The 22,313-nt window shown below is 45.0% G+C and carries 13 protein-coding genes; 1 reads left to right on the top strand and 12 read right to left on the bottom strand.

Annotation, left to right across the window (positions count from 1 at the left end; translation table 11 throughout):
- Positions 1 to 2: 2 nt before the first annotated feature.
- On the bottom strand, positions 3 to 674 hold the full coding sequence (locus ABZD21_RS02365) for a B12-binding domain-containing protein (protein WP_372772615.1): 672 nt from the start codon (positions 672 to 674) through the stop codon (positions 3 to 5).
- A 118-nt stretch (positions 675 to 792) separates the two neighbouring features.
- Between ABZD21_RS02365 and ABZD21_RS02360 the strand changes: the two genes are divergently transcribed.
- Positions 793 to 1,656 (top strand): helix-turn-helix domain-containing protein, encoded by an 864-nt coding sequence (locus ABZD21_RS02360; RefSeq protein ID WP_372772613.1) that lies wholly within the window; start codon positions 793 to 795, stop codon positions 1,654 to 1,656.
- A gap of 79 nt (positions 1,657 to 1,735) precedes the next feature.
- On the opposite strand, the gene ABZD21_RS02355 is transcribed toward ABZD21_RS02360, so the two are convergent.
- The 11 genes from ABZD21_RS02355 to ABZD21_RS02305 all read right to left on the bottom strand — a co-directional run bounded on the left by ABZD21_RS02355 (position 1,736) and on the right by ABZD21_RS02305 (position 22,272).
- On the bottom strand, positions 1,736 to 4,225 hold the full coding sequence (locus ABZD21_RS02355; RefSeq protein ID WP_372772611.1) for a hypothetical protein: 2,490 nt from the start codon (positions 4,223 to 4,225) through the stop codon (positions 1,736 to 1,738).
- A 101-nt stretch (positions 4,226 to 4,326) separates the two neighbouring features.
- Positions 4,327 to 5,001: a DUF3826 domain-containing protein gene (locus ABZD21_RS02350; RefSeq protein ID WP_372772610.1), complete on the bottom strand. Its 675-nt coding sequence runs from the start codon at positions 4,999 to 5,001 to the stop codon at positions 4,327 to 4,329.
- A gap of 16 nt (positions 5,002 to 5,017) precedes the next feature.
- Positions 5,018 to 5,905, bottom strand: coding sequence for a sugar phosphate isomerase/epimerase family protein (locus ABZD21_RS02345; protein ID WP_372772608.1), 888 nt, complete (start codon positions 5,903 to 5,905; stop codon positions 5,018 to 5,020).
- 30 nt (positions 5,906 to 5,935) lie between these two features.
- A complete protein-coding gene (locus tag ABZD21_RS02340) occupies positions 5,936 to 9,103 on the bottom strand; it encodes a DUF6298 domain-containing protein (protein WP_372772606.1) in 3,168 nt (1,055 codons plus the stop codon).
- Between the two features lie 18 nt (positions 9,104 to 9,121).
- Complete coding sequence (locus ABZD21_RS02335) at positions 9,122 to 10,813, bottom strand: pectate lyase (protein ID WP_372772605.1); 1,692 nt, start codon at positions 10,811 to 10,813, stop codon at positions 9,122 to 9,124.
- An 82-nt stretch (positions 10,814 to 10,895) separates the two neighbouring features.
- The gene (locus ABZD21_RS02330) at positions 10,896 to 13,031 is read right to left on the bottom strand and encodes a RagB/SusD family nutrient uptake outer membrane protein (protein WP_372772603.1); all 2,136 of its coding nucleotides are present in this window, start codon (positions 13,029 to 13,031) and stop codon (positions 10,896 to 10,898) included.
- Between the two features lie 12 nt (positions 13,032 to 13,043).
- Positions 13,044 to 16,424, bottom strand: coding sequence for a SusC/RagA family TonB-linked outer membrane protein (locus tag ABZD21_RS02325; RefSeq protein ID WP_372772602.1), 3,381 nt, complete (start codon positions 16,422 to 16,424; stop codon positions 13,044 to 13,046).
- A gap of 43 nt (positions 16,425 to 16,467) precedes the next feature.
- A complete protein-coding gene (locus ABZD21_RS02320) occupies positions 16,468 to 17,952 on the bottom strand; it encodes a DUF4992 family lipoprotein (RefSeq protein WP_372772601.1) in 1,485 nt (494 codons plus the stop codon).
- Between the two features lie 345 nt (positions 17,953 to 18,297).
- Positions 18,298 to 19,881, bottom strand: coding sequence for a sodium:solute symporter (locus ABZD21_RS02315; RefSeq protein ID WP_372772600.1), 1,584 nt, complete (start codon positions 19,879 to 19,881; stop codon positions 18,298 to 18,300).
- Between the two features lie 19 nt (positions 19,882 to 19,900).
- A complete protein-coding gene (locus ABZD21_RS02310) occupies positions 19,901 to 21,010 on the bottom strand; it encodes a Gfo/Idh/MocA family protein (protein ID WP_372772598.1) in 1,110 nt (369 codons plus the stop codon).
- A 140-nt stretch (positions 21,011 to 21,150) separates the two neighbouring features.
- Positions 21,151 to 22,272 (bottom strand): hypothetical protein, encoded by a 1,122-nt coding sequence (locus ABZD21_RS02305; protein WP_372772596.1) that lies wholly within the window; start codon positions 22,270 to 22,272, stop codon positions 21,151 to 21,153.
- Between the last annotated feature and the right edge of the window lie 41 nt (positions 22,273 to 22,313).

Here is a 22,313-nt window from a genome sequence, read left to right as displayed (position 1 = left end):
GATTAAACGGCTAATGTAGAATTCAAAAATTCGACCACTCCCTGCGGATCAGGGGCGTAATAATCGGCTCCAATCTTCCTGCAAAAATCGTTATTCACCGGAGCGCCGCCTACAGTAACCAGGGTCGAAGGCGAAGCAGCTTTTATTTCTTTTGTGATACGCTCCATATTGGCCATCGTGGTAGTAAGCAAAGCCGAAAGCCCTACTGTTGCATCGGGGTGTTCGGCCAGAGCCGCAAGGTATTTGTCGGTATTGACGTCGATACCCAAATCGACCACTTTGTAGCCATTTCCTTCGAGCATCATGGCCACCAAATTTTTACCAATATCGTGCAAGTCGCCCAATACCGTTCCAATGATAAAGGTTCCTTTTTGTTTTGCCTCGCCCGAAGCAAAAAAGGGTTTCAGGTGTACCATGGCCGTACTCATGGCTTTTGCCGACATGAGAACCTGTGGAACAAACACTTTGTTTTCGCGGAACTTGACACCAACCCGTTCCATGCCGGGCATTAATCCGTTGGTTAGAATATCCTGAGCCGAAACGCCTGTATCGAGCGCCTGGCGGGTAATTTCATCGGCACCATCCATCCCTTTCATCTGTGGAGGAAAGGGGGCGGCTTTATTCACTTTTCCAAATTCAACACATTCGGAAAGTTGGTTTAGTAGATTACTCATAAATCAGATTTTAATTCGGTTTGCTCACAAATTTATCGGCAAAAGCTCTTCAAAAAAATAGTACATTTTTTGATAAAGATGGAATATCTTACTTTCTTTAAGTCTGAACAAGTTCTCAATGATTATTAAGAAACGATTTTCCAAAATTCCGGCCTTCATCGTGGAATCTCAGCTGCAGGACGAACTTACCAAAGATTTGTATTTATGCGAATTAACCGAACTGCTATTGAGTAAAAATTCGATATTGGAGCAAAAAACCCCACTCGAAAATTACCTTCTTTTATATTGCACCAAAGGAGAATTGCTGTTAACTATTGCCAGCGATCGGGTTTGGTTGCGCCAGGAGCAGTTTTGTATTATTCCAAAAGATTTTCAATATCGTTTTCAGGTGGGTGAAATTGAGCCGACCGCCCTGTTACAATGTTACTTCAACGGGAGCAAAGTGAAAATGATGGAGCAGGAATTTACCGTTGTCCGCGATTTGGCTCCTTCGGTTAACAACCGGGTGGCCAACCGAAAAATGATTTTTGACGAGCTGTTTGCGAACTTGACACGTGGGTATAATAATGCCAATATGCACTACATCAACTTCACCTTTGGCCATTTGCTGGCTACTTTTGTTTTTGCTTCGCGAACAGGTGACGATATCCTTTCAGAAGAAAACCCAATGGTGCAAAAGCTTATTCGCTATATGGAGCAAAACTCCGACAAGAAATTAACATTGAACGATTTGGCCCAGGAAAGCGGCTACTCGATCACCTACCTTTCAACCATTTTCAGGCGGGTAACAAACTACAGTCCGTTGAGTTATTTTGCTCATCTTAAAATCAGCAGATCCTGCGAAATGCTCGACCAAACCAAACTAAAAATTAAGCAAATTGCCTTTTCGTTGGGCTATACCGACGCCTATTATTTCTCGAAAGACTTTCAGAAAAAAATGGGAATTTCGCCGCGTGCCTACCGGCAACGCATGAAGCAATAAAAAACACAGCCAACCGAATTTCAATCCGATTGACTGTGCCTTTTTTTAGAACAAAAAATTGTTAATTGATCATTTTCGATTATCGGTTGGCGATAAAAACAACAACTTCCCGCTCCTTCGTATCACCTGCTGCGTCGGTAACCTTGATTGTAACAGAAGCCAAACCCGATGACATAGGCCGGATAGCTGCTTCCTGACCTTTGATGCGAACTTTCAGATTGTTTACGCTTATCACCTCAAAAGAAGGAGAATCGGTGTATCCCCGAAACAAACTCACTAAATCGATATTCATTTTTGTTCCCGATTTTATAAAATAATGAGGCTTAGCCATCCACTGCAAATAATCTTCCAGCATGGTATATCCATCGCCATCCGAATCCAAATTAGCCTCTGAAAAATCGCTTTCAGGTGAATTCTGATTTAGCTTGAATTGTTTTTCCCACCAGTTGGGAAGGCCATCGCCATCGGAATCCCAGTTCGCTTCACGTTTCAACTCCGGATATGTTTCCCAACCACCAACATCCTGTTCGTTGTCGGGCAAACCCGGCTTTCCTGACTTACTTCCTTTAATTGAATAGGTACCGCTTAAGGTTTCGCCAATCACGCGGATATCGTGGTCATCGAGGGTTGGAGCGTTACAGCCAACATCTGATAAAACATCTTTGTAAGCCGCCTTTGCGGTCTGTGTTTCAACATAAGACTCGAAAAATGGCTCACTTACAAAAGTTTCCCAGTCAACAATTGCATTGTTTGAGATCTTATATCTGCGACCGTCTTCCTGGTTCGTTTCATCAAAATAGCCCGGCATCACATTATTAGTGAAAAAAGCCCGTTGTGATCCATGTCCGACTCCTTCATGATCCATCGTTAGGGCATAAAATAAATCGGTAGCTGCCCCCGGTTTGTAATAGTTACCAACAAAATTGACTTCCATTGCTCCGCCATCGGTCGTCCGATGCCCCCAGTTGTACACCACATTGTTTCTCAAATCAAGTCTCCCGGAATAGTAGGCATTACCATCCAGACCGCCTGCCAGACTCCAGTTTCGGCCTTCACAGTGTGCCAGCAAGTTGTGATGAAAACTTCCGACATCGCCGCCAATACTGGCAGCATAGCCGTGCCCCTTACCTTCGGGATAGTTTGGATGTCCGGCAACATTCAATGCTTCGGAAATCAGCGTTCGTTGTAAGCTTATGTTTTTACCGGAACGGGAGCTAAATGACTCATCAATGGTCCAGCTAATAGAGCAGTGATCAATAATTGAATTATTACTGCCCTGCATTCCCATGCCATCCAGCCCCCAGTTGAAATCGCCTCGCGATCCTCGCCGTACCCGAATGTTTTGAACGATCACATCATCGGCACCGCTTAGTCCAAAAGGGGCATCCCGTAAGCAAATGCCCTTGCCCGGTGCTGTTTGTCCGGCAATCGTAACATAGCTGTCAGACAATACCAAACGGGAATTCAAGGTGATCAACCCCGACACATCAAAAACAATTGTACGCGGTCCTTTTTCCTTTTCAATGGCGTAACGGAAACTTCCTTCACCGTCATCATTCAGGTTAGTGACGTGAACCACTTTCCCTCCACGGCCACCTCTCGCAAAACGACCGTAACCTTCAGCTCCCGGAAATGCCAGGTGCGCCAGGCGAAAAGTCCAAACATTTCCTTTGGTAACTGTTCCATCTGCCTTTTGCTCATCAATGCGCCAATAATAGCTTGCATGCGAATTTAAATCCGATACCGTATAAGTGGTATCCGTTTGGCTCTTTTTGAAAGCAGCATCGGCAGTTGTAGCCGATTCCACTTCCTGCCGGTTATCGGAAAAATAGACATTGTGAGAAACAGCTTCATCATCGGCAGTCCAAGCCAAAACAATGCTGTTGTTATCGGCCTCCACATGTTCATCGACATTAGCAGGACTGGGATTGATCGCCTGATCCAGAATATTGGGTGTATTCAACTCCAGCCCGTTTAAAATGACATTTTTATTCGTGGCTGCCCCATTCTGTGTGTCTGTTTTAAAAATTATATTGACATCTTCACCAGCAGTAGCCGTAAAATTGAAATAAGCTATCCCTGCTTTATAATTTGATGTCGTTCGAACCGATGGTTGTATATTATCAACCACCTGTTGTCCGTTTACTAAAATATCGATCGGACAAAAACTATTGGCTTCCGGACTGTCAACCTGATTGAGGAAAACCAACAAGGAATGACTCCCCGTGCTCAACCCGGAGATGGTCAGTAAAATTTCGCTTTTATCATTATCGGCATTGACAGTAACGCCATCGCTTACCAATTTTGCATCGTTTATGCCGGCTTTGTACCAAATGCTTTTCAATCCGTCCCCCGAAAGAGTGAATTTTATTCCTGAGTAGGTGTTACTCTCTTCCGCGCCATAATTGACCCACGATTCATAGCCCGGCTCATTAACCTGGTTTATATTCCGTCCTGATTGGTTAAAATCAATTTTAACCACCGGGTTTCCGGCCGATGCTGCGCCTGAAAAAAACACAAGCAGAAGTACCGGGAATATTAGTTTCACTGCGTATCTTAAAAAAGTCATAATTATCAAATTTTAATATCCTTATTGGCTTTTTCTGAAATAAAAAACCTGTTTTCCCATACCTTTTCAAGCAATCGAAAAACAGGTTCGGCAATTACACATTAAAGCGTCTTGCCTTCTTTTCTCAGGCGTTCGTGCCAATCCTTACTTTCCTTATTCAGATCATACCCTTGTTTGGACAGGTAGTTATTGATCCGGCCTTTGTATTTTCCAAACCAGGCATGTTTGTCTTTCGAAGAACCCGCATCCATCGCCTTTTCGCGGGCTTCGGTCAGGGCATCCAAAATGAATTTCTTCTGCTCATCGGTTAAATTGGGGAGCATGTCCTGGTATCCGGCGTAGGTATTGACTAACACACCATAGGTCATTCCGTTTTTGACTTCATCAACCTGATCGGGCGTTAATTCATTGGACAATGATTTCAGGTATGATTTATGTAATTTTGCCAATTCCTTGTCGCGTTTGGCATTCAGCTTTCCAATCGTTTTTTCTTTTTTTTCTTTCGATATGAGCAACTCTTTTACTTCATCAATTTTCGCATCTGTCCCATCTTGAATACCATTCAACCTATAATATTGTGCGGCTATTAAATCCTGGACCCGCTTTTCTTTCCCTTCGTCGCCAAGATTCATTGTCTCAACAATTTTTGCTGCTCTACCGGAAACAACTTCCCAGTATTCATGATTTGTAAATTCCTTTGAATCCGCTTTCTGAGCTTGTAGATTAAATCCAAAAAATAAAGCAACCAGTAAGCTTATTAGTTTAATTTTCTTCATCTGTTTTGTTTTCTGTTTATTGAAATATTGATTTCAGGTAAGCCACATTGGCACCAAAATTCTCCTTCACATCACGGGGACTTCGGTTGGCATCGCGTGAACGCTCAACAATCAGCCAGCCGCTCCAACCCATTTTATCCAGCGTTTGTTTCACCTTTTTCATATCAATCTGAGGATCATCTTGCAACCAAACACCATCTTTGTTGGTCGCGTGAATCTGGCAAATGCGGTCTTTTCCAAGAATTTCGAGCTCATTATATAAGTCCCGCCCGGCGCTGAGTGCATTCGAAAAATTGAAACTGATTTGAATGGCCGGACTTCCAATCTCATCCAGCAATTCAACTTCACCTTTTGCATCGAGCGCTGTTTCAATTCCGATCACGACTCCTGCTTCCTCAGCATATTTCGCAACTTGCTTCAATCGCTCTACAATAGCCTCGCGACGTTCCGGGTATTGCAACAAATCGCCCTCGACTCCTAAGGGAAGAAAACCAACTTTTGTGCCAACCCTTTTCATACTTTTTATGCAATCGTGAACAGCTTCAACAGCAGTTTCCTTAAACGGAAATGATTGTGCATAAAATCCGGACATTGACAAGGCACAAATTTCGATTCCGTTGTCCTTCGAAGCGTTCAAAAATTCATTTAGCAGCGAGTCGTTTGCCAACTTGTTGTCGAAGGTCGGACGGCTTCCCAATCCTCCCATATCGACTTCCAATCCATCAGCACCAATTTCTTTAGCCAACGGGAAAGCACTCAACTTCTGTCTTTTGAGGATCATCAGATCGACCACTGCAATTTTATACTGTTCTCCCTTTTCCGTCTCCTTTTTCCTTGTTGTCGTGCAGCCGAATGAGCACACACACAGCAAAGCAGAAAGCGTTAGTAACAGGATTTGTTTCATTTCGTTTTTTTTTATTATTTGAATACCAAGCTATTGATGTTTCAGCCAGAAAATCAGTTTCGACTTTCCGTCCAATGCGAGTGGTGTCGTTTTCCCACCTTTCACACGCGATCCTTTCCCGATTTGTTCTCCGGATTCCGGATCAATTCTAATCAGTTGAAAATTCCCGGAAGGAAGTTCAAGTTTAAGTTCGGGGCAACGCTCATCGAGATAAACAATGCTTCCGTTCCTTTCAGACTTCAATACAAAGGCTCCCTCCCGCGCTGATGTTACAGCTTCCATTACCGAGGCAGCATCCAAAAATCCGGCTGCCTGTATCTGCGGAATGCCGGCCAGCGACCCTCCGGCCATAAAAATGGCCCAGCCCCAGTTCGTCGATTGATCAAATGAATACATGACCGCCTTATCGGGAAATGCAGACTTGTAATTCAGCACATCGGTGTAAACCTGGTCAAACGATCGTTTGCCGATCTTTTCCAGACGCATATGCTGACGTGGCGCCAGGTGCTTTCCGCCAAGTGGTGCAAACTGGCTTCCGTCGTCACGACTCGTCCAGTAGCGGATGTCAATAATATCGACAACTTCAGAACGAACGGGATCGGCCAGAATTGAGTCCTGAACGTCTTTTGTGGCGCTCAGGCCAACTAAAACATTTTTTCTCGTTTCGGCTTCCCAATCAGCAATCACATCGAGCCAAAACTGCATGAAGTGCAGAGGTCCTGTATATTCAGCGCTGATTAGTTGGATTACTCCGCTATTATTTTTGAAATTTTCCAAACACTGGCGGATGTATTTTCGGTGCAATTCCCGACGAACCGGGTTCGTAACATCATAAAAATGCTTGTCCATGAATACCCGCTTGTCGCCTGCAAACGGCACAGGCTCGGGAAAATCGGTATTGTTGATATTATTCGCCGTACGCCAGGGTGAATCAACCCAATGTGCTCCGGCTTCAATAATGTTATGCTGAAAATAATTCTGATGAATCAGAACCAATCCTGCCTGATCAGACAAATCGGCGAATTGCTTTAAGCGGCTCCAATACCATGGATTGTATTTGGTCAGATCGTATTTACTCAAACCATCCCAGGCAAGTTCTTTTCCTGAACGGGCAAAAGGCAGTTCGTAATACGGAGCCCAGGCTTCACCATCCATGCGGCGGATGCGTTCGTGATCGTCGCGACGACGGTCGTACCAAAGTGCATAATTTTGCTCGATACCAATCAAATTTTCAGTCTCCATCCAATCCCGGACTTCCGTTAGGCGATCGGTGTAGCCCAAACCTTCACGCCCGGGAACAAATCGGGTTATCGCCGGTTTTGCACGTTCAATTCCGCGAGGTCGGGTGTTTCCGCTCCACCATGGAACTGTATGTCGGTTACCAGCGAGAACTTTACTGCCACGAACCAGCCAGCCATTTTTCAACTGCATTTCCGGGGCCGAAATCACTTCCGTCTGAACTTGTTTTTTACTCTTTATCTGACTGAATAAAGTCGCATTACCAGCTTGCGTTGAAATTGGATTCCTCACGATAGCCTGTCCGATAAACTCACGTAAAGTAATCGCCGGATTTTCAGCATAAGCAGTCAACTCAGCAGCAACTTCAACGCTAGGGCTGCTGGTCGCATCTGTTGTTACTTCAATGACGGTTGATTTCGGAAGCTTATCGACACCGATCCGTTCAGCCAATTGCGCGTAAAACAAACTACGCGGATTCACATGCTCGTTTGCACTTTTCCAATAGCCGTTTCCGGCAAATTGCGCCCAAGCGCCATAGGCCCAGTTCGTTGCTCCCGGCGGACTGTAACATTCAATGAGAGCTGCAGAACATTGCCAAAACATCGAGTTGGCAGCAGTCCATCCGGTACCGTAGTCCCTCATTTCACGATTTTTGAAACTCAAAGCCTGCCCGTCGACATTCACTATATCGAACAAAACACCCGAAGCCCAGCTGTCGATAGCACCACTGAAACTCGCCGGCAAATGCGATTCACATTGCACAAATGCATTTGGCCCGGCGGCACAAAATCCTGTACCAAAGTCATGATAGCCAAATTCGGCATACAGACGTTGAAACAAGCATTGTTGTCCGGAGGTGAAAAAGGTATAGCGACGTAAAGCAGCAACTTCCGACACCGGATCCAGCGACAGACAATCTTCAACTGTAATACGCGATGCCGTTTCGTAGACCGCAACCGCCGAGCCGGCCAGATGCTTAAAGTTCACCTGGCGAACCCAGGCATCGACTGTGTTTTCGAAGCTGATTCCGTTCCAGCAATGCTCTTCATCCTTTGGATTTTCAGCATTGAATTCCGAAATGATCTGCAGGTTTTCAATCCCGATATTTTCGATGCGGCTATCTGTCTCGTAACGTTGAACAAATGCTCCACCCCAATTTTGATCCAGTGCTGTTGTTACAGGTGCATCCAGAAAAAGAGTATCCCCTTTCACCCGAATAACCTCCCGATCCCAACGCAAATCACGTTCACCGGGTTTCCATCCCAACCAAGAAGTCTCGCCACCAAATTCATTCATTTGGAGCAGGTCAATCCAGTTTTGGATTGAAGGACGGGTAACTGCAATCTTCGTTCCTAACGGAATGGCCGATGCGTCTTCAACCGTAAGCTTAAACGCCCCCACAGGAACATAACCCTGTGTCACCTTTACCTGGCTTTTATCCAACGTCACTTCTTTTCCTTCAATCCGAATCAGCGTTTCCCGGCTAATTCCGGCGGCAGTTAAAACTGTTCCGTTTTCACCAGACCCAGATCCCCGAATCACAATCCCGGAATCATGAACTGTTAACCGACCTTGCAGTGCGTAGTTTCCCGGCTTCAACAAAATAGCACCGCGAAAACCATTGGCATCCGCAGGCAGGGTTGCCAGGTAGTCAATTGCATCTTGCAACACCATTGTTGCATCGCCCGATACTGGCTCCAGAATAATTTTTACAGGAACAAAAGGAATAGCTTCGGAAGAAGCTTTGTAGCCACAATAGGAAAAATCGGGAATCCGGTTTCCCAGTTCATCCGGTGTATAAACCAGATTCCCGTTTTTTGATAATTGAAGCGGTGGTGTTGGTTCTTGTTTTTTTTGCGCATTTGCAGAGCAGATCGCCCAGGCGGAGAGTAGTAGCAAAAAAGCACATTTTGACGCTTTAGGAATACCGTTCGTAAAGCGTTTGAACACCTTCTTCATTTTTCAATATTTAGCTGATTACCAAAGTTTACCGTCTTTTTCTTTCAACGTATCGAAATTGTTTTCGATTTTGGTCCAATCAATTTTCTTAGTCGGGTCGATACCATTGATGTATTTTTCAATATTGGTATAACCATCGCCATTGACATCGCCGTTGGCATCTGATGGGTCATTCGGGTTCAATTTATATTTTTTCTCCCAGGTATCAGGCATACCATCGCCATCTGAATCCTTGTATGGTTTTCCCTTGTATTCCGGATAACCACCTACCTGGCGGATATCTGTAATGATTCCGTTTTTGTATGAATCTTCAGGCAAACGACGGTACTTAAATTTTGGCACATCTGAAAGATCTACGTTTTCAACATACTCAGGTTTTCCGGTTCTTACAACACGAGTGATCCGTTGATCAACAGCATCGCGTTCAGGAAAAGTAGCGCCAGCATTTTCCAGTACAAAATCGTACGCTTCTTCTGCCGGATAGATCGAAATTTTAGCCATTGGATGTGGTTTGTCCCATTTGATGTACGGTGTATACTCACCGGTATCTTCCATGTCTTCAATCTGGATACCTCCGGCCCAGTTGTCATTGGTCACTTTTTCGTTTCCTTCAACCACGTTGCCGTTTGCATAAATCAGTCCGTAAACTTTTCGGCCGTTCATGGTAAAGCGCGATTCTGGTTTCAGAATGCGATGTCCAACAGGTGCATCTACCGGTGTTAAAGGACCTGGTTTATAGTAGTTGTTGATGATGTTATAACGGGCGGTTTGATCGCCGCCATCAACCGAACGGTGAACCCAGTTGAACATGACATTATTGACAAAATTGAAAACTCCGTTCCAGCCGATCGATGGGTTCCGTCCTGAGTTATTTGCCCACAGGTTGCGCATAAACGAACAATTCTCACCACCGATGGTACTTCCAAAAGCATGATTCCAGGTATCCAATCCTTCAGAGAAGATTGAATTCTGGATCGTGATATTCACGGTTCCTAATTTCTCTTCCGGTTTACGCGGATCGGTCAGATACATGTGACGGTAGATCGACATGTTTTCGTCGAGGCCCCAGCTAGCTGAAATGTGATCCAGCATAATGTTTCCGATTGGGTTACCTCCGATAGCATCGTCACGACGACCAACCCAGGTTTCGCCTCTGCGGAAACGCATGTGACGAATGATTACATCGTGGGTGTTGATCCAAACGGTTTCACCGGCAATACAAACGCCGTTACCCGGCGCGGTTTGACCTGCAATAGTGACATAAGGTGCACGAATGATCAGCGGTGAATTCAGTCGGATAATCCCCGCAACATTGAAGACAATAATCCTTGCACCACCGGCTTCGCAAGCTTCGCGCAAACTACCAGGGCCATCATCGTTCAGATTGGTTACTGTAATTACTTTTCCACCACGACCTCCGAAAGTGTACATACCGCCACCCTCAGCACCCGGAAAGGCGGGAATACTGGCTTGTGGAAGATCGGTTGGTCGTTTGGCCCATGGAATATATGGTTTTCCCTGGGCAGCATCTTTTTCTATAGCAGGAATTGCTTTTTCCCAGGCCATGTCGGAGTGCTCTTCCGCATTTTTCATTAATTCTTCGGCTGCATGTTTTACAGAGTCCGGAATTGTTGGATACTGCGCGTGAACGTTAGTTGCTGTTACGAGCATCAACAAAACACAAACACCAATAATCTCTTTAAACTTCATATCTTAATATTTGTTAATGGATGATATAGAAAAAGCGATAGCAGGATATCCCTGCTATCAATTATGATTTTTTATTCTGAAATTATTCAGCTAGTGGATCGAAAGTACCGGGAGCATTTCCGTTATTCAAATCTTCCCAACCGACTGTTTGTTTTAACGTCACATTATTTTGTTGTACGTTTCTACTTAGACCCAAGAAGTAGTACTTAGGTTTAAAATCGACATATTTACCATTCGAATCACCAAGTCGTTCTTTTCTGGTCAGCTTAGTCGTGTAAAAATCAACTAATTCAACACTTGGATCTTTTTGCGTGGTTAAATTCCATGCGGAAGGACGGTCAACTTTAACCGGGTCACTATCGCGGTTAGCGTTAGCAATGCCATCTCCAACATTATCACTCACGCGAAGCTCAAGATTATCTCGACGTTTACCGTTAAACGGCTCCGCTCCCAAATAGGTACATGTGTTACCGCCAAAACCGCTCAGTGCAAATGACGGACTAAGGCTTCCCTGTCCTTCGCCTCCATCCCAGAGCATCCAACGGCGCATGTCGTCGAAACGCTTGCCTTCGTAGGCCAATTCGACCTGACGTTCGTACAAAATTGCAGCAAAAAGTTTTCCCCGGTCACTGGCAAGATCAGCATCCAGTCCATAATTATTGTCAGCAGTATAGCCAACACGAGCGCGAATCTGCTGCAAAGCCGAAACTGCTTCAACAGGTTTGTTAGCGCCACAAGCAGCCTCTGCAAAGTTCAGCAATACCTCAGCAAAACGGATTTCCATATAAGGAGCTGCGGAACCGCCAAACGGAGAAGTTCCTTTATCAATCCGGTAATCATACAGCGGGCTATTGTTTATATCGCGATCATCTGTACGTTTCCTGATATATACTCCCTGATAGTCTATTCCTAATCCATCAGCTGCGAAACCCTTTTGTTCACCATCGTCTCTTTTCTCCGTGTCCTGGTACCAGGCATAATTCCACAATGTGTAAGTTGTTCCTGTGTATGGAAAATCCGCTCCCTTCGAAGTGGGATCTCCATCGAATGCCCACCGCACACCAGCAAATGCAAAGGTCCGGTAGAAACGGGGATCGCGGTTCAGCATGAAATTATTTTGATTGTAAGGATATGTTTCTGACTGTCCGGGTTTCATACCGTCTGCCATCGGGAACAAATCGACCATTGTCGCAGTAGCATTCTTCCCGTTACCTGCTCCGGTATTTTTGGGTCTAATCGAATTTTCCCAGCCATTGTTTTTAAACGGATTTGTACTACCACCATCATCAACGATTCTGTTGTACAACGTTACAAAAACAGCTTCCGGACTTGTATAATCTGAGAACATTTTTGCCCAGTTCGAGGCATTTACACCAGGATTGTCAAGATAGGCAAGGCCAAAGCCCCCCATGGACAGTGTATCCAGGGCGTTTTTGTTTGACTGATAGGCCAACGCCCAACGATCCTGATCATCAGCTCGGTTGTAGAGGGGGCTGGCGTAAAGCAAACGGGCACGTCCCTGAAGGGCCAGCGCAGTTCCAGCGGTTACTCTGCCGTAATTTCCTGCTCCCCAGCTCACCGGCAAATACTTAGCGGCAATACTCAGATCATCACATATAAAATCGATACATTCTTTAGTTGTCGAACGGGGAACAATCAGATCTGCACCATCATCATCACCGGCGACTGGATTTTGCACTTCCTTCACCAATGGAACACCTCCATATATTTTTACCAGGTGAAGGTACATCCACGCTCTTAAGAAGTAAGCTTGTCCCAACAGTTCTTCCTTCTCTTCCTGTGAAAGTGAACTGTTTGAAATGCCCCAAATTGCATCATTACAGTTACGGATGCGGCCATATGTACTCCTTGATGTTTTATTCTCATCCCCCCAGTAACTTGGCAGATCAGTGCTTGCAATAATTACTTCCGGATCCACATACCTTGACAAACCGCTATACTCTTCAGTCGATTTGGAGTGATCATCTGCAGCACCGGCGCTTGGACGCTCATAGGTAATTTCTGAAGTTGAATTAGGCAAAATATCTGTATAAAGGTCATTAATCCGCCCGAGTGCACCGCTGTAATAGTTGAAAACATCATCGGTCGTGTTCGTAAAATCCTTTTTGTCCTGCAAAAACTGATCACTACATCCACTCGACAATAGGGTAACTAAAAGGATAGCTCCCAAATATGTTATATATGCTTTAATATTCATTTTTTTCATCATTTAGAATGAAACATTAACACCAAGTGTAATTTTCCTCAAATTCGGATAGCTTCCGTATGAGCCAGCAAGAGGATCGATGAATTTATCGGGATACGGATTGTACAGGCTCAACAAATTCTGGGCGGTCAGATTAAAACGGCACGATTCCACGCCTAATTTTGTTACGAGTGTCCGCGGTAACGAATAAGCCATTGTTACATTCCGAAGCGTAACACGAGTCCCACTTACCCGCCAAAATGTCGAATTCGCATCATTAATGCCATATCGCAAGTTCGGGTATTTCGCATCACGATTTTCTGCAGCAACAACTTCCCCCGCATTATCCACAACATCTTCGTAAACAAACATGTTGTCTGCCCAGAAAGAAGGAAGGTTCGTGTATTCCATGACCTGATATCCGGAGCCGCTCGAAACCATATTTGAAATTGATCTTGCAGTTTTAGGAACAAGGGTGTATCCGCCCCAACTTGCATTGAACTGTGCACTTATCGATACGCTTTTATATTCGGCCTTTAAGTTCATGGTAAATCCGTAAGGATTGTCACTCCGCTTTGAGAGCTGAACCCAATCGTTTGTATTGATTATACCATCCGGCCCCTCGTAGGAGCCATCTGCATTTTGTGAACCACGTACGTCCTCGTAAATTAACATTCCCGGATGAACACCATCTTTGGAGTTTCCAAGATAATTTGTAATACTGTATTTATCAAAATATTCTTCAATTTCCTGGTAGCTGCGAAACATTCCGATACTGTTATAACCCCATGTTCCTACATCCTGACGTTCTCCGGGGTGTAGCTCATCAATGGGGATAAGAGATTTCCAAGGCATTTTAAGCACTTTGTTGTCTGTGTACCCGGTGTTTATTCCGATGCTGTATTTAAAATCCTTACCTATTTTGTCCCTCCAGGTTATTGCTAATTCAGCTCCCCAAACATCAATTTCTCCGTAGTTTTCAGCCGACGGCCTTGTTCCGATTGTCCATGGAACATTCGCAGAACGAGTTACGAAAACATCCCTGTTCCATTCATAATAAGCGTCGATATTGGCAGATAAACGACTTTTAAGCGTTGCCAGATCGATACCGGCATTGGCTTTGTAACTTTTATCCCAGCGTGCATCGCGGTTCGGCGACTGATCAGGAATACCTATATGAGGGCCTGATGCCGTGCTTGCGCCGCCCGTGCCGAAAATAGGACCTTTGTCTTTTGACAGATTATAAACAGGTGTCCAAAACCAGGGTTTAATATTGTCCCTTCCGGTAAGACCGAATGATCCGCGCAATTTAAAATAATCAACAAAACTAACTGCTTTTTTAAACCAGCTCTCTTCTGTGGCAACCCAACCTCCGGATAAAGAGTAAAAAGTTCCCCAGTAATTTTCAGGTGCAAATTTGGTGGAGGCATCCGAACGGATCAAAAATTCAAACAAATACTTATCGGCATAAGCATAATTAGCCCGTCCAATGTATGAGAGGTTCCCGGATTCGGACCGGCCAAACGATGTTGTATGAATACCTGTAGCCGAATTGGATTGGCCGTTAGTAAAAGAATAAGGAGAAGTCACACTACCTTGCAGATCTTCGGCTTCTGATTCCGACTTTTCTATCGTAAACAAGCCACTCACGTCGTGTAGTCCAAAACTGCGATTGTATGAGGCAACAAAGTTCATTTGGTACCTATCTCCCCGACTGGTCGAACGTGTCAACGCGTTTCCATTGGTAACAATAATTTTCTGAAAATTACTTTCATCCAGATTTAAATCACTCCCTGTATAAAGATGTTCTCCGCTGCCCGCACGCTGCGATAGTGAGTAAATATCATAGGCAGTTGCTTTTTGGTTGGTTTTACTTGTGCTTATACTCTTTGAATACGTATATCTCAACTTCAGTCCCTTAAGCTGTTTGCTCCAGCCAAAATCATACTCCAATGCCGTATTAATCGTCATGTTCTGAGGCATTGATTCAGAGCGGTCTCCCATGCTTTGAATAATGTCATAATGATAATGCTGAGACTCGTTTAACGCCGCATTAGACACACCATAAAGAGCCACAGGATAACCATTTACATATTCCGGGATATATCCCGGACGCGCTAACAATGAGTTATAATCCCGCTCACTATTTGAACCTCCGACCTTGCTGTAGGCCTTGCTGTCGCTACCATAATCTCCCGACACCTGCAAAGAGGTTTTTACCCAATCTGTAATTTTGAGATCAACTCCGGCACGATAATTCCACCGCTCGTAGTCAATATTGCCCATGTTACCATCCTGAGTGTAGTAAGATAGTCCACCATAATAATTTGCCCCTTCCGAAGCTCCGGAGATATTTACGCTATGCCGTTGTGTCAAAGCAGCCCGCCATTCCCAGTCCAGCAAATCATAATTAAGTCCTCTCATGGACTGCAGCTCATCAGACTGAAACAAATCACGTAAAGGATCCCAGGTATCTCTGGGGTCTGCTGCACGAACAGCATTCCAAATTTTTCCATAGTTGTATGAATCGAGCAATTCTGCACGCGAAACTTCATCGGTCAACCCAAACTGTCCGCTGTACGAAATTCTTGGCTTACCATTTTCTCCCCGTTTGGTAGTTACAAGAATAACCCCGTTTGCTGAACGTGCTCCATAAACTGCCGCTGCAGCATCCTTCAATACAGAGATACTCTCAACCATCGAGGCATCAAGGTTATTGAAGGCGCTTTCGGTTGAAATAAAACCGTCAATGACGTAAAGTGGGCCTGAGTCAGGAACAAAGCCGGAAACCGCAGACAGCGACGAACTTACACTGGATTGACGAATAGTCAGTCTTGCATTTTCGCCCGGACGGCCATCCCCCCCGCTAACACTCAACCCATTGACGATACCACTCAACGCGGTAGCTAATCCCCCGGAAGCAAGATCGGTAACGTCATCCACTTGAACAGTCACAACTGCACCGGTCAAATGCGCTTTCTTTTGCGATGAGTAACCCACCACGACGACTTCGTCCAGATTTAGCAGGTCCTCTTTTAAAGTGATTTGTGTGGTGCCAAGATCTTCTATTTTTTGGCTGATATAACCAACAAACGATATCTCAACTTCTTTATCCGCAGGCACAGCAATCGTGAATTTTCCATCCACATCAGTAATCGTACCGATATTTGTACCTGCGACTGCAACTGTGGCACCAACAATTGGTTGGCCGTTTTCTTCAACGACTACTCCTTCATACATTTTTGTTTTCTGGGCCTGAGCCTGAGCCTGGGTTCCGGTAAAGAAAGCCAGGAAAACACTCAGGAAGAGAAATAATATAGTGTACTTGGCTGAGCGCAAAAAATTTGCGCCAGGCAAAACCTCAAATGAATTTGGGCTTTGTACTCGCTTATTCGTATTACTCATTTTTTTATACTAAAATTCGTTCAACTTCTATTTATTATCGGTTCTAAAACCAACGCGGGTCACCGATAGTTCTTGAAACCGTATTCGGGTTGCCCACTGTAAAGTCTCCACCGGCTGGATTTGCACAAAGTGGATCTTCATCAAGCGTTTTACCACTCTTATCGTAGGAGCCATAATTCTCTACTGCACCTAATCTCCAATAGGTATTGTTATCGAACGTGATCGCTGGAGCACTATATACGCGGTTACCCGGCAAAATGTAACGAGCAGTCTGATCACGAAGCATCTCCAAGAAGATACAGTTCTTAACAGTTGTGTATACCCATCCGTAAGTATAACGGTTTGAGTTATGCATGCGGTCAAAACCATAGAATGTACAATTTGAATAGGTAAAGCTGGCAGTAGCCCACCCCAGATCAGCAAAATCATTCGGAGCCCGTTTCGATGTCGACATTTGCATGAAGTAATCAGTACCTGTATTATTTTTATACACCGTACTATTTTCTATTTTGAAGTCCTTCACATAACCAGCAGATGCTGAGTTGCGGATTACACGCCCATCATCAATAATTTCGGCGACTACGTCTTTGATCAACAATGTTTGAACTGCATAGCTCATACCATTATCCCAATATAACGGAACTGGCAAATCAATGAAATTACAAGATTGGAAAACGATTGGATTGGTTACAATAGCTGCATCGCTCACGATTGTTGCTCCTCCGGGAATATCTGTAAATCCGAAGAACATGCCATCAGTTGGAATATTGGCGCATTCAAAATTGATAAACTTGAACTTAGTACCGCCACCTTGAGATTTGAATCCGGCATTCATCGTCACGGTAGCACGATTAATTTTATTCCCGCGCAAGGTTACAAATGCGGTTCCAAAATTAATTTCACCGGAAACAGTATATGTTCCGCCAGCCTCTAACTCGTAACCAAGTTCTACTCCAGTATCGACAATCGGATTTTCGATGAAATACTGCGTAAGATCAGTTCCATCAGGAATAATGGTAGCCTCCAGCAGCGTATTGAAACTAACGTCGGTCGAAGAAGTAGCCTCTTTATTATTATACTTCTCGTTGCCAAGCGTTTTCAGGACTACCTTATACTTGGTGTCTTCCAAAAGTTCGCGGGACACAGACGCGCCGTCCACGAATTCATTTTCGGCACCTACGACTACCTGATTTGTTGGATCATCGACAATGTACAACGAAAATTGGTATCCTCCGGCACCATAAACGACCGGCCAAACGATCTTCACAGTTGACCCGTCAGCACTTGGGATAAATTGAACATTTTCAGCATTAGGTGATTCCAATGTTGCATTTTCTACCCCCGGAGTAAAAGTCCACTCGTCATCAAATCCCTTAGCACAAGCGCTAAGAAACAATACTACAGCCACCAGGTAGAAAACGCCCGGCTTCAATTTCAAAAGGCTAATGCCTCCCGGCCAAATTGAAGAAATAAATTTTAAGCTTTTCCTTTTCCCTTCAAAAGGCGACCTAAAATTGTTGTCATTCATAAGTTTTGGTTTTACAAGTTACTAAATGCTCCGGCAAAGCGGAGTTGTCTAATTAAATAATGTAAACGTTACCATGAGGTAAATTTACCGCTCAAATGTAATCGTTTACATTTTAATATCCAACTAATATTAAATCTTTTAACTATTCCATTAACGATCAATAATGTAATCGTTTTTATTTCAAGAAGTTTTGATTGTTTGCCCTCCGGAAATCAAAAATGCCGGCTGAATCATTTTGCAGCCGGCATACACCTATAATCATTCAATATTCTAATTCTATCACGTTTAAATAACTAAATATGAATCTATTGACTCAAACATGTTCCAACGTTGGTTACAAAAAATTTAATGACCGTTAAATAGAATATACAAGCTTACCATAACAACCACCAGGGCGGCCCACAATGCTATAACCTTTGGGGAAGCTTTGCTGAGGGTTCCAAAATCAAGTGTATTCTGTCCTTCCGTTTTATGGTCAGCCAATGATATAACGGTGATGAGAATGGAAAGCGCAACAAAAATGATAAAGGAAAGTAAGAGGAAGTGTGGCCAGAAATCATAGTCCTCATTTGGGAATATCCACAAATACATGACTCCTGTACCCAGACTAATAATGGTTCCGACCGATAAAATAAAGTTGGCTGCTTTACGACTGGTCTTCTTCCACAGCACGCCGAACAAGAACACCACCGACATGGGCGGCGCGATAAATCCAAGGATGGCCTGAAAAACATCGAACAGATTCAGTCCTTTGATACTGTCGATCCCAACAGCCAGCACAACGGCAATAGCAGCCCCTAACACAGTAACAATGCGCCCGATGTTCACAATTTCCTTTTGGCTGGCATCGGGGCGGAATTTTTTCACATAAATATCCATGGTAAAAACGGTGCTCAACGAGTTCAGCGCCGAATCGATGGTACTTACCAAAGCGGCAATCAATACAGCCATCACCATTCCGATCATTCCGGAAGGGAGCAGGCGGGTCACCATGGTCATGTAGGCTTCATCCGGATCTGCCAGATTCGGGAACAGCACAAAGCAGGTAATACCGGGAATGATGAAAAGCGCCACATCCAGAATTTTCAGCCAGCCCGTGAAGTTCGCGCCAAGTTGTCCCTGTTTCAGGTTTTTGGCCCCCAGTACCGATTGCACCATCGACTGGTCGGTACACCAAAACCAAACCCCCATGACCGGATAACCCAACACAATGGCTAACCAAGGATAACTTTCATTGTCCATCGGCAGCAATAAATTCCAGTAGTTACCGGGTGTATTCTCAAAAACAGCCATCGGTCCACCGGCTTTAACCAGACCGACAACCGTCAGAACCAGCGAAACGCCGATCAGCAAAATCATCTGAAATACATTGGTATAAGCAATGGCCTTCAAGCCTCCGGCAATGGTAAAAAAGCCCGCAATGACAACCAGAATAATCACTGAAATCCAAAGCGGTAGATCAAGAATCTGCCCTACCAGAATGCCTCCGGCAAACAGGGTCAGCGCCAGCCACGAAATCAGAATGGTAGCCAGTGTGTACCAGGCCAAAATACTGCGGGTTGATTGTCCGAAGCGCTTGCCCATAAACTCGGGAAGCGTTTGCACATTGGCCCCGAGGTAGCGTGGAGCAAAAACCAGCGACAGCAACAAAATAAATACAAAGGCGTACCAGCCGAAATTTCCGGCAACAATACCGGTGGTGTAACCAATACTGGCAGATGCAATCAGCATTGAGGGCCCCACATTGGTTCCCCACATTGTCAGGCCGATGCTCGACCAGCCGAGTGTCTTTCCGGCCAGAAAGAGGTTTTCGTCTTCATCGCGTTTCTTCACAAAACTGACCCAATAGCCAATTCCGATTAAAACAATCAGGTAAATGACGACAACAACAAAATCGATTGGTTTTAAGAAGCTATAAATACTCTCCATGTTCTAAGTTTAGGTTTGTTTATCCGGGCAGATCATCCAGCGGGCTTTTTACTTTTACCGGCATTCCGGTTTTCAGCGATTCTTCCATCGCTTTCAACACGGCGATCGTGCCAATTCCTTCGCGCAAATCGGGATAGGCTGTCTGGCCGCTTTCAAGACATTCGGCAAAATATTCGAGGTAATTCTGGTATTCGCCGGCATGATGCGATTTTCCTTCAAAGCGGAAATAGTGTTTCAATTTGTGTTCCCAGGTAATGATGCGCTCTTCACCGGTTTTGTCGGTAATGGCATAACGCAGATCCATGTAATCGCCCTGACTGGCACCTTCCGTTCCCCTCAGGATACAGGTCATTTCACTTTCGCGCTGCATGGGCTGCACCGGACAAGTGTAGGTTCCGCTCACACTGGCCACGCGGCCATCGCTTGTTTTAAAAATGAAGTGCATGGTGTCCTCATTCTTCAAGCCCCCCTGGCGCCCATTCGGACTGAGCATGCCGTAGCCCATCACTTCTTCGATATTCGGCAAGTACCAGCGAATAAAATCAACGGGATGACTCAACCCACCGTACAGCCACATAAAGCTTTCCTGCAACGACCAGCCTTTACCCAAAAACCAGCGATGGTCGGCATTATAATTCGCCTCAACAGTCACCAGTTCACCGATCAGGCCTTCCTCGTAGTCCTTTCGCTGCCGTTTCATCGGCTCGAAAAAGCGCGAACTTTGTCCCACAAAAACCTTTTTGCCGGTTTCGTCGCTAATGCGCAACAGCTCTTCTGCATCAGCCAGATTATCGATCAGCGGTTTGGTACAAACGACATGCTTGCCGGCCAACAAAGCCAGTTTAATGTGTGTCGCATGCAAATGATCGGGTGTATAAATGCCAATGACGTCGATCTCCGGATCATTCAGCATATCCTCATAGTTCAACGTGTAATGGTGAAAATCGAATTCCTTTCCACGCTGCTTACACAATTCCTCATTCCGGTCGCAAATCATTTTCAGCTCCCATTTCTCACTCTTCAAGGCAGCCGACATCGTGCTTCTGCCTTCCCCAATCCCTAAAATTCCTAATCGTAACATAACAGCCTCCCCCAAACCCCTCCAAAGGAGGGGAGTTTTAATTTTCATTTTATTTGAAGAATTATTACTTAGCCTATTCCATTCTAATTGCCATGTATGAACTTTTACTATTTACGTAGAAAGCAGCTTCATTCCCCCATTCCATTCAGATAAGGACGGGACAAGTTTCTTTCTCCCCCCATGGGGAGTCAGAGGGGGCTTCGGTATTTCTCCACAATTTTCAGTGCAGCTTCAATATCGCGTTCATTCTTAAAATCGACATTGATGTGCAAGCCCTGGTTGCCGACCGTGTCGAGCAAGGGCTCCAGCTCGGCCAAAGTCACCCAGTTCGCCATAACGGATTTTCCGCCCGCCAATATTTTTTTGTACAGATCGAACCAACAGGGATTCCCGCCTTGCGGTTCGCCAACGCCCGGAGTCCACTGAATGGCATTCAATTCATCGATTTCGAGCAGCGCATCCAGGTGGCGTTGCGCTCCCACCCCATCGAGGTGATAAAGTGTATAGTCGATTTTTTGGCATTGTTGCCTGATGTAGGGCTGCACAAACTGCCGGTAGTCGTCCTCCGAAATCATGATCGAAATATCTGACTGCAACTTGGAAACCGTACCAGGCGCCCAAAGCGAAAAATAACAGAAGGTACTTTCGTCGCCTTCACGAATGATGTTGTAAATGCGGTCAAACGCTTCAAAATACACCTCATTAATTTGCTGAAGCTGTTGTGCCAGTTCATCGGGTTGCATGATCATGTCCATCAACACATCCTGTGTTCCGCGGATGCTGGCTAGCACATCGAGCCCCTCCACCAAATCGGGGCAGCCCACATAGTAGTTCCCTTGCGCATTGGCTTTGCAGGCTTTCAACAGGTCAACATGAAGCTTCCACATCGGGTGATTTTCGTCGAACTTCAGGTTCATTTCTCCCCCCGGCTTGTGTCTGATCCAGATGGTATCCGGGCCGCCATCCAGCTCGGCTCCCAACAATGCTGCCAGCGAACCGGGCCCTAAATGGGTATTGGCAACGGGCGGAATGTCGGCCATAAAAGAACTGCGCGACAGTTGATAGTGCAGGTTATCAGCCCGCCATTGCGGATCGAACCAATATTGTTTGAGATCTTTTGCATCCGCTGGTGGGGCAACTGTTGCATGTGGTTTGACTCCTTCCTGCAAGTGTTCCCACATACTCAGTACAAGGCCCTTCCCATTCCACCAATCGGTATAATGTTTTTTCGATTCTTCCCAGTTGCTTTTCCAGGAAGCCTCCCCTAACCCCTCCAAAGGAGGGGAAACTGCTTGTCGTTTTTTATTCATTTTTCTTAACTTTTAAGATTTCGATCCTTTAAAATGAATAT

The sequence above is a fragment of the Mangrovibacterium sp. genome, assembly GCF_041596335.1.
GTDB lineage: Bacteria > Bacteroidota > Bacteroidia > Bacteroidales > Prolixibacteraceae > Mangrovibacterium.
The sequence above is the reverse complement of the archived record's forward strand: the minus strand, read 5'-3'. Positions and strand labels throughout refer to the sequence as shown.

Bases quoted from the DNA above. Each gene is read 5' to 3' on its own strand.
- ABZD21_RS02355 (WP_372772611.1), bottom strand. From the start codon at position 4,225: ATGACTTTTTTAAGATACGCAGTGAAACTAATATTCCCGGTACTTCTG.
- ABZD21_RS02325 (WP_372772602.1), bottom strand. From the start codon at position 16,424: ATGAGTAATACGAATAAGCGAGTACAAAGCCCAAATTCATTTGAGGTT.
- ABZD21_RS02305 (WP_372772596.1), bottom strand. From the start codon at position 22,272: ATGAATAAAAAACGACAAGCAGTTTCCCCTCCTTTGGAGGGGTTAGGG.
- ABZD21_RS02315 (WP_372772600.1), bottom strand. From the start codon at position 19,881: ATGGAGAGTATTTATAGCTTCTTAAAACCAATCGATTTTGTTGTTGTC.
- ABZD21_RS02365 (WP_372772615.1), bottom strand. From the start codon at position 674: ATGAGTAATCTACTAAACCAACTTTCCGAATGTGTTGAATTTGGAAAA.
- ABZD21_RS02360 (WP_372772613.1), top strand. From the start codon at position 793: ATGATTATTAAGAAACGATTTTCCAAAATTCCGGCCTTCATCGTGGAA.
- ABZD21_RS02330 (WP_372772603.1), bottom strand. From the start codon at position 13,031: ATGAATATTAAAGCATATATAACATATTTGGGAGCTATCCTTTTAGTT.
- ABZD21_RS02310 (WP_372772598.1), bottom strand. From the start codon at position 21,010: ATGAAAATTAAAACTCCCCTCCTTTGGAGGGGTTTGGGGGAGGCTGTT.
- ABZD21_RS02345 (WP_372772608.1), bottom strand. From the start codon at position 5,905: ATGAAACAAATCCTGTTACTAACGCTTTCTGCTTTGCTGTGTGTGTGC.
- ABZD21_RS02320 (WP_372772601.1), bottom strand. From the start codon at position 17,952: ATGAATGACAACAATTTTAGGTCGCCTTTTGAAGGGAAAAGGAAAAGC.
- ABZD21_RS02340 (WP_372772606.1), bottom strand. From the start codon at position 9,103: ATGAAGAAGGTGTTCAAACGCTTTACGAACGGTATTCCTAAAGCGTCA.
- ABZD21_RS02335 (WP_372772605.1), bottom strand. From the start codon at position 10,813: ATGAAGTTTAAAGAGATTATTGGTGTTTGTGTTTTGTTGATGCTCGTA.
- ABZD21_RS02350 (WP_372772610.1), bottom strand. From the start codon at position 5,001: ATGAAGAAAATTAAACTAATAAGCTTACTGGTTGCTTTATTTTTTGGA.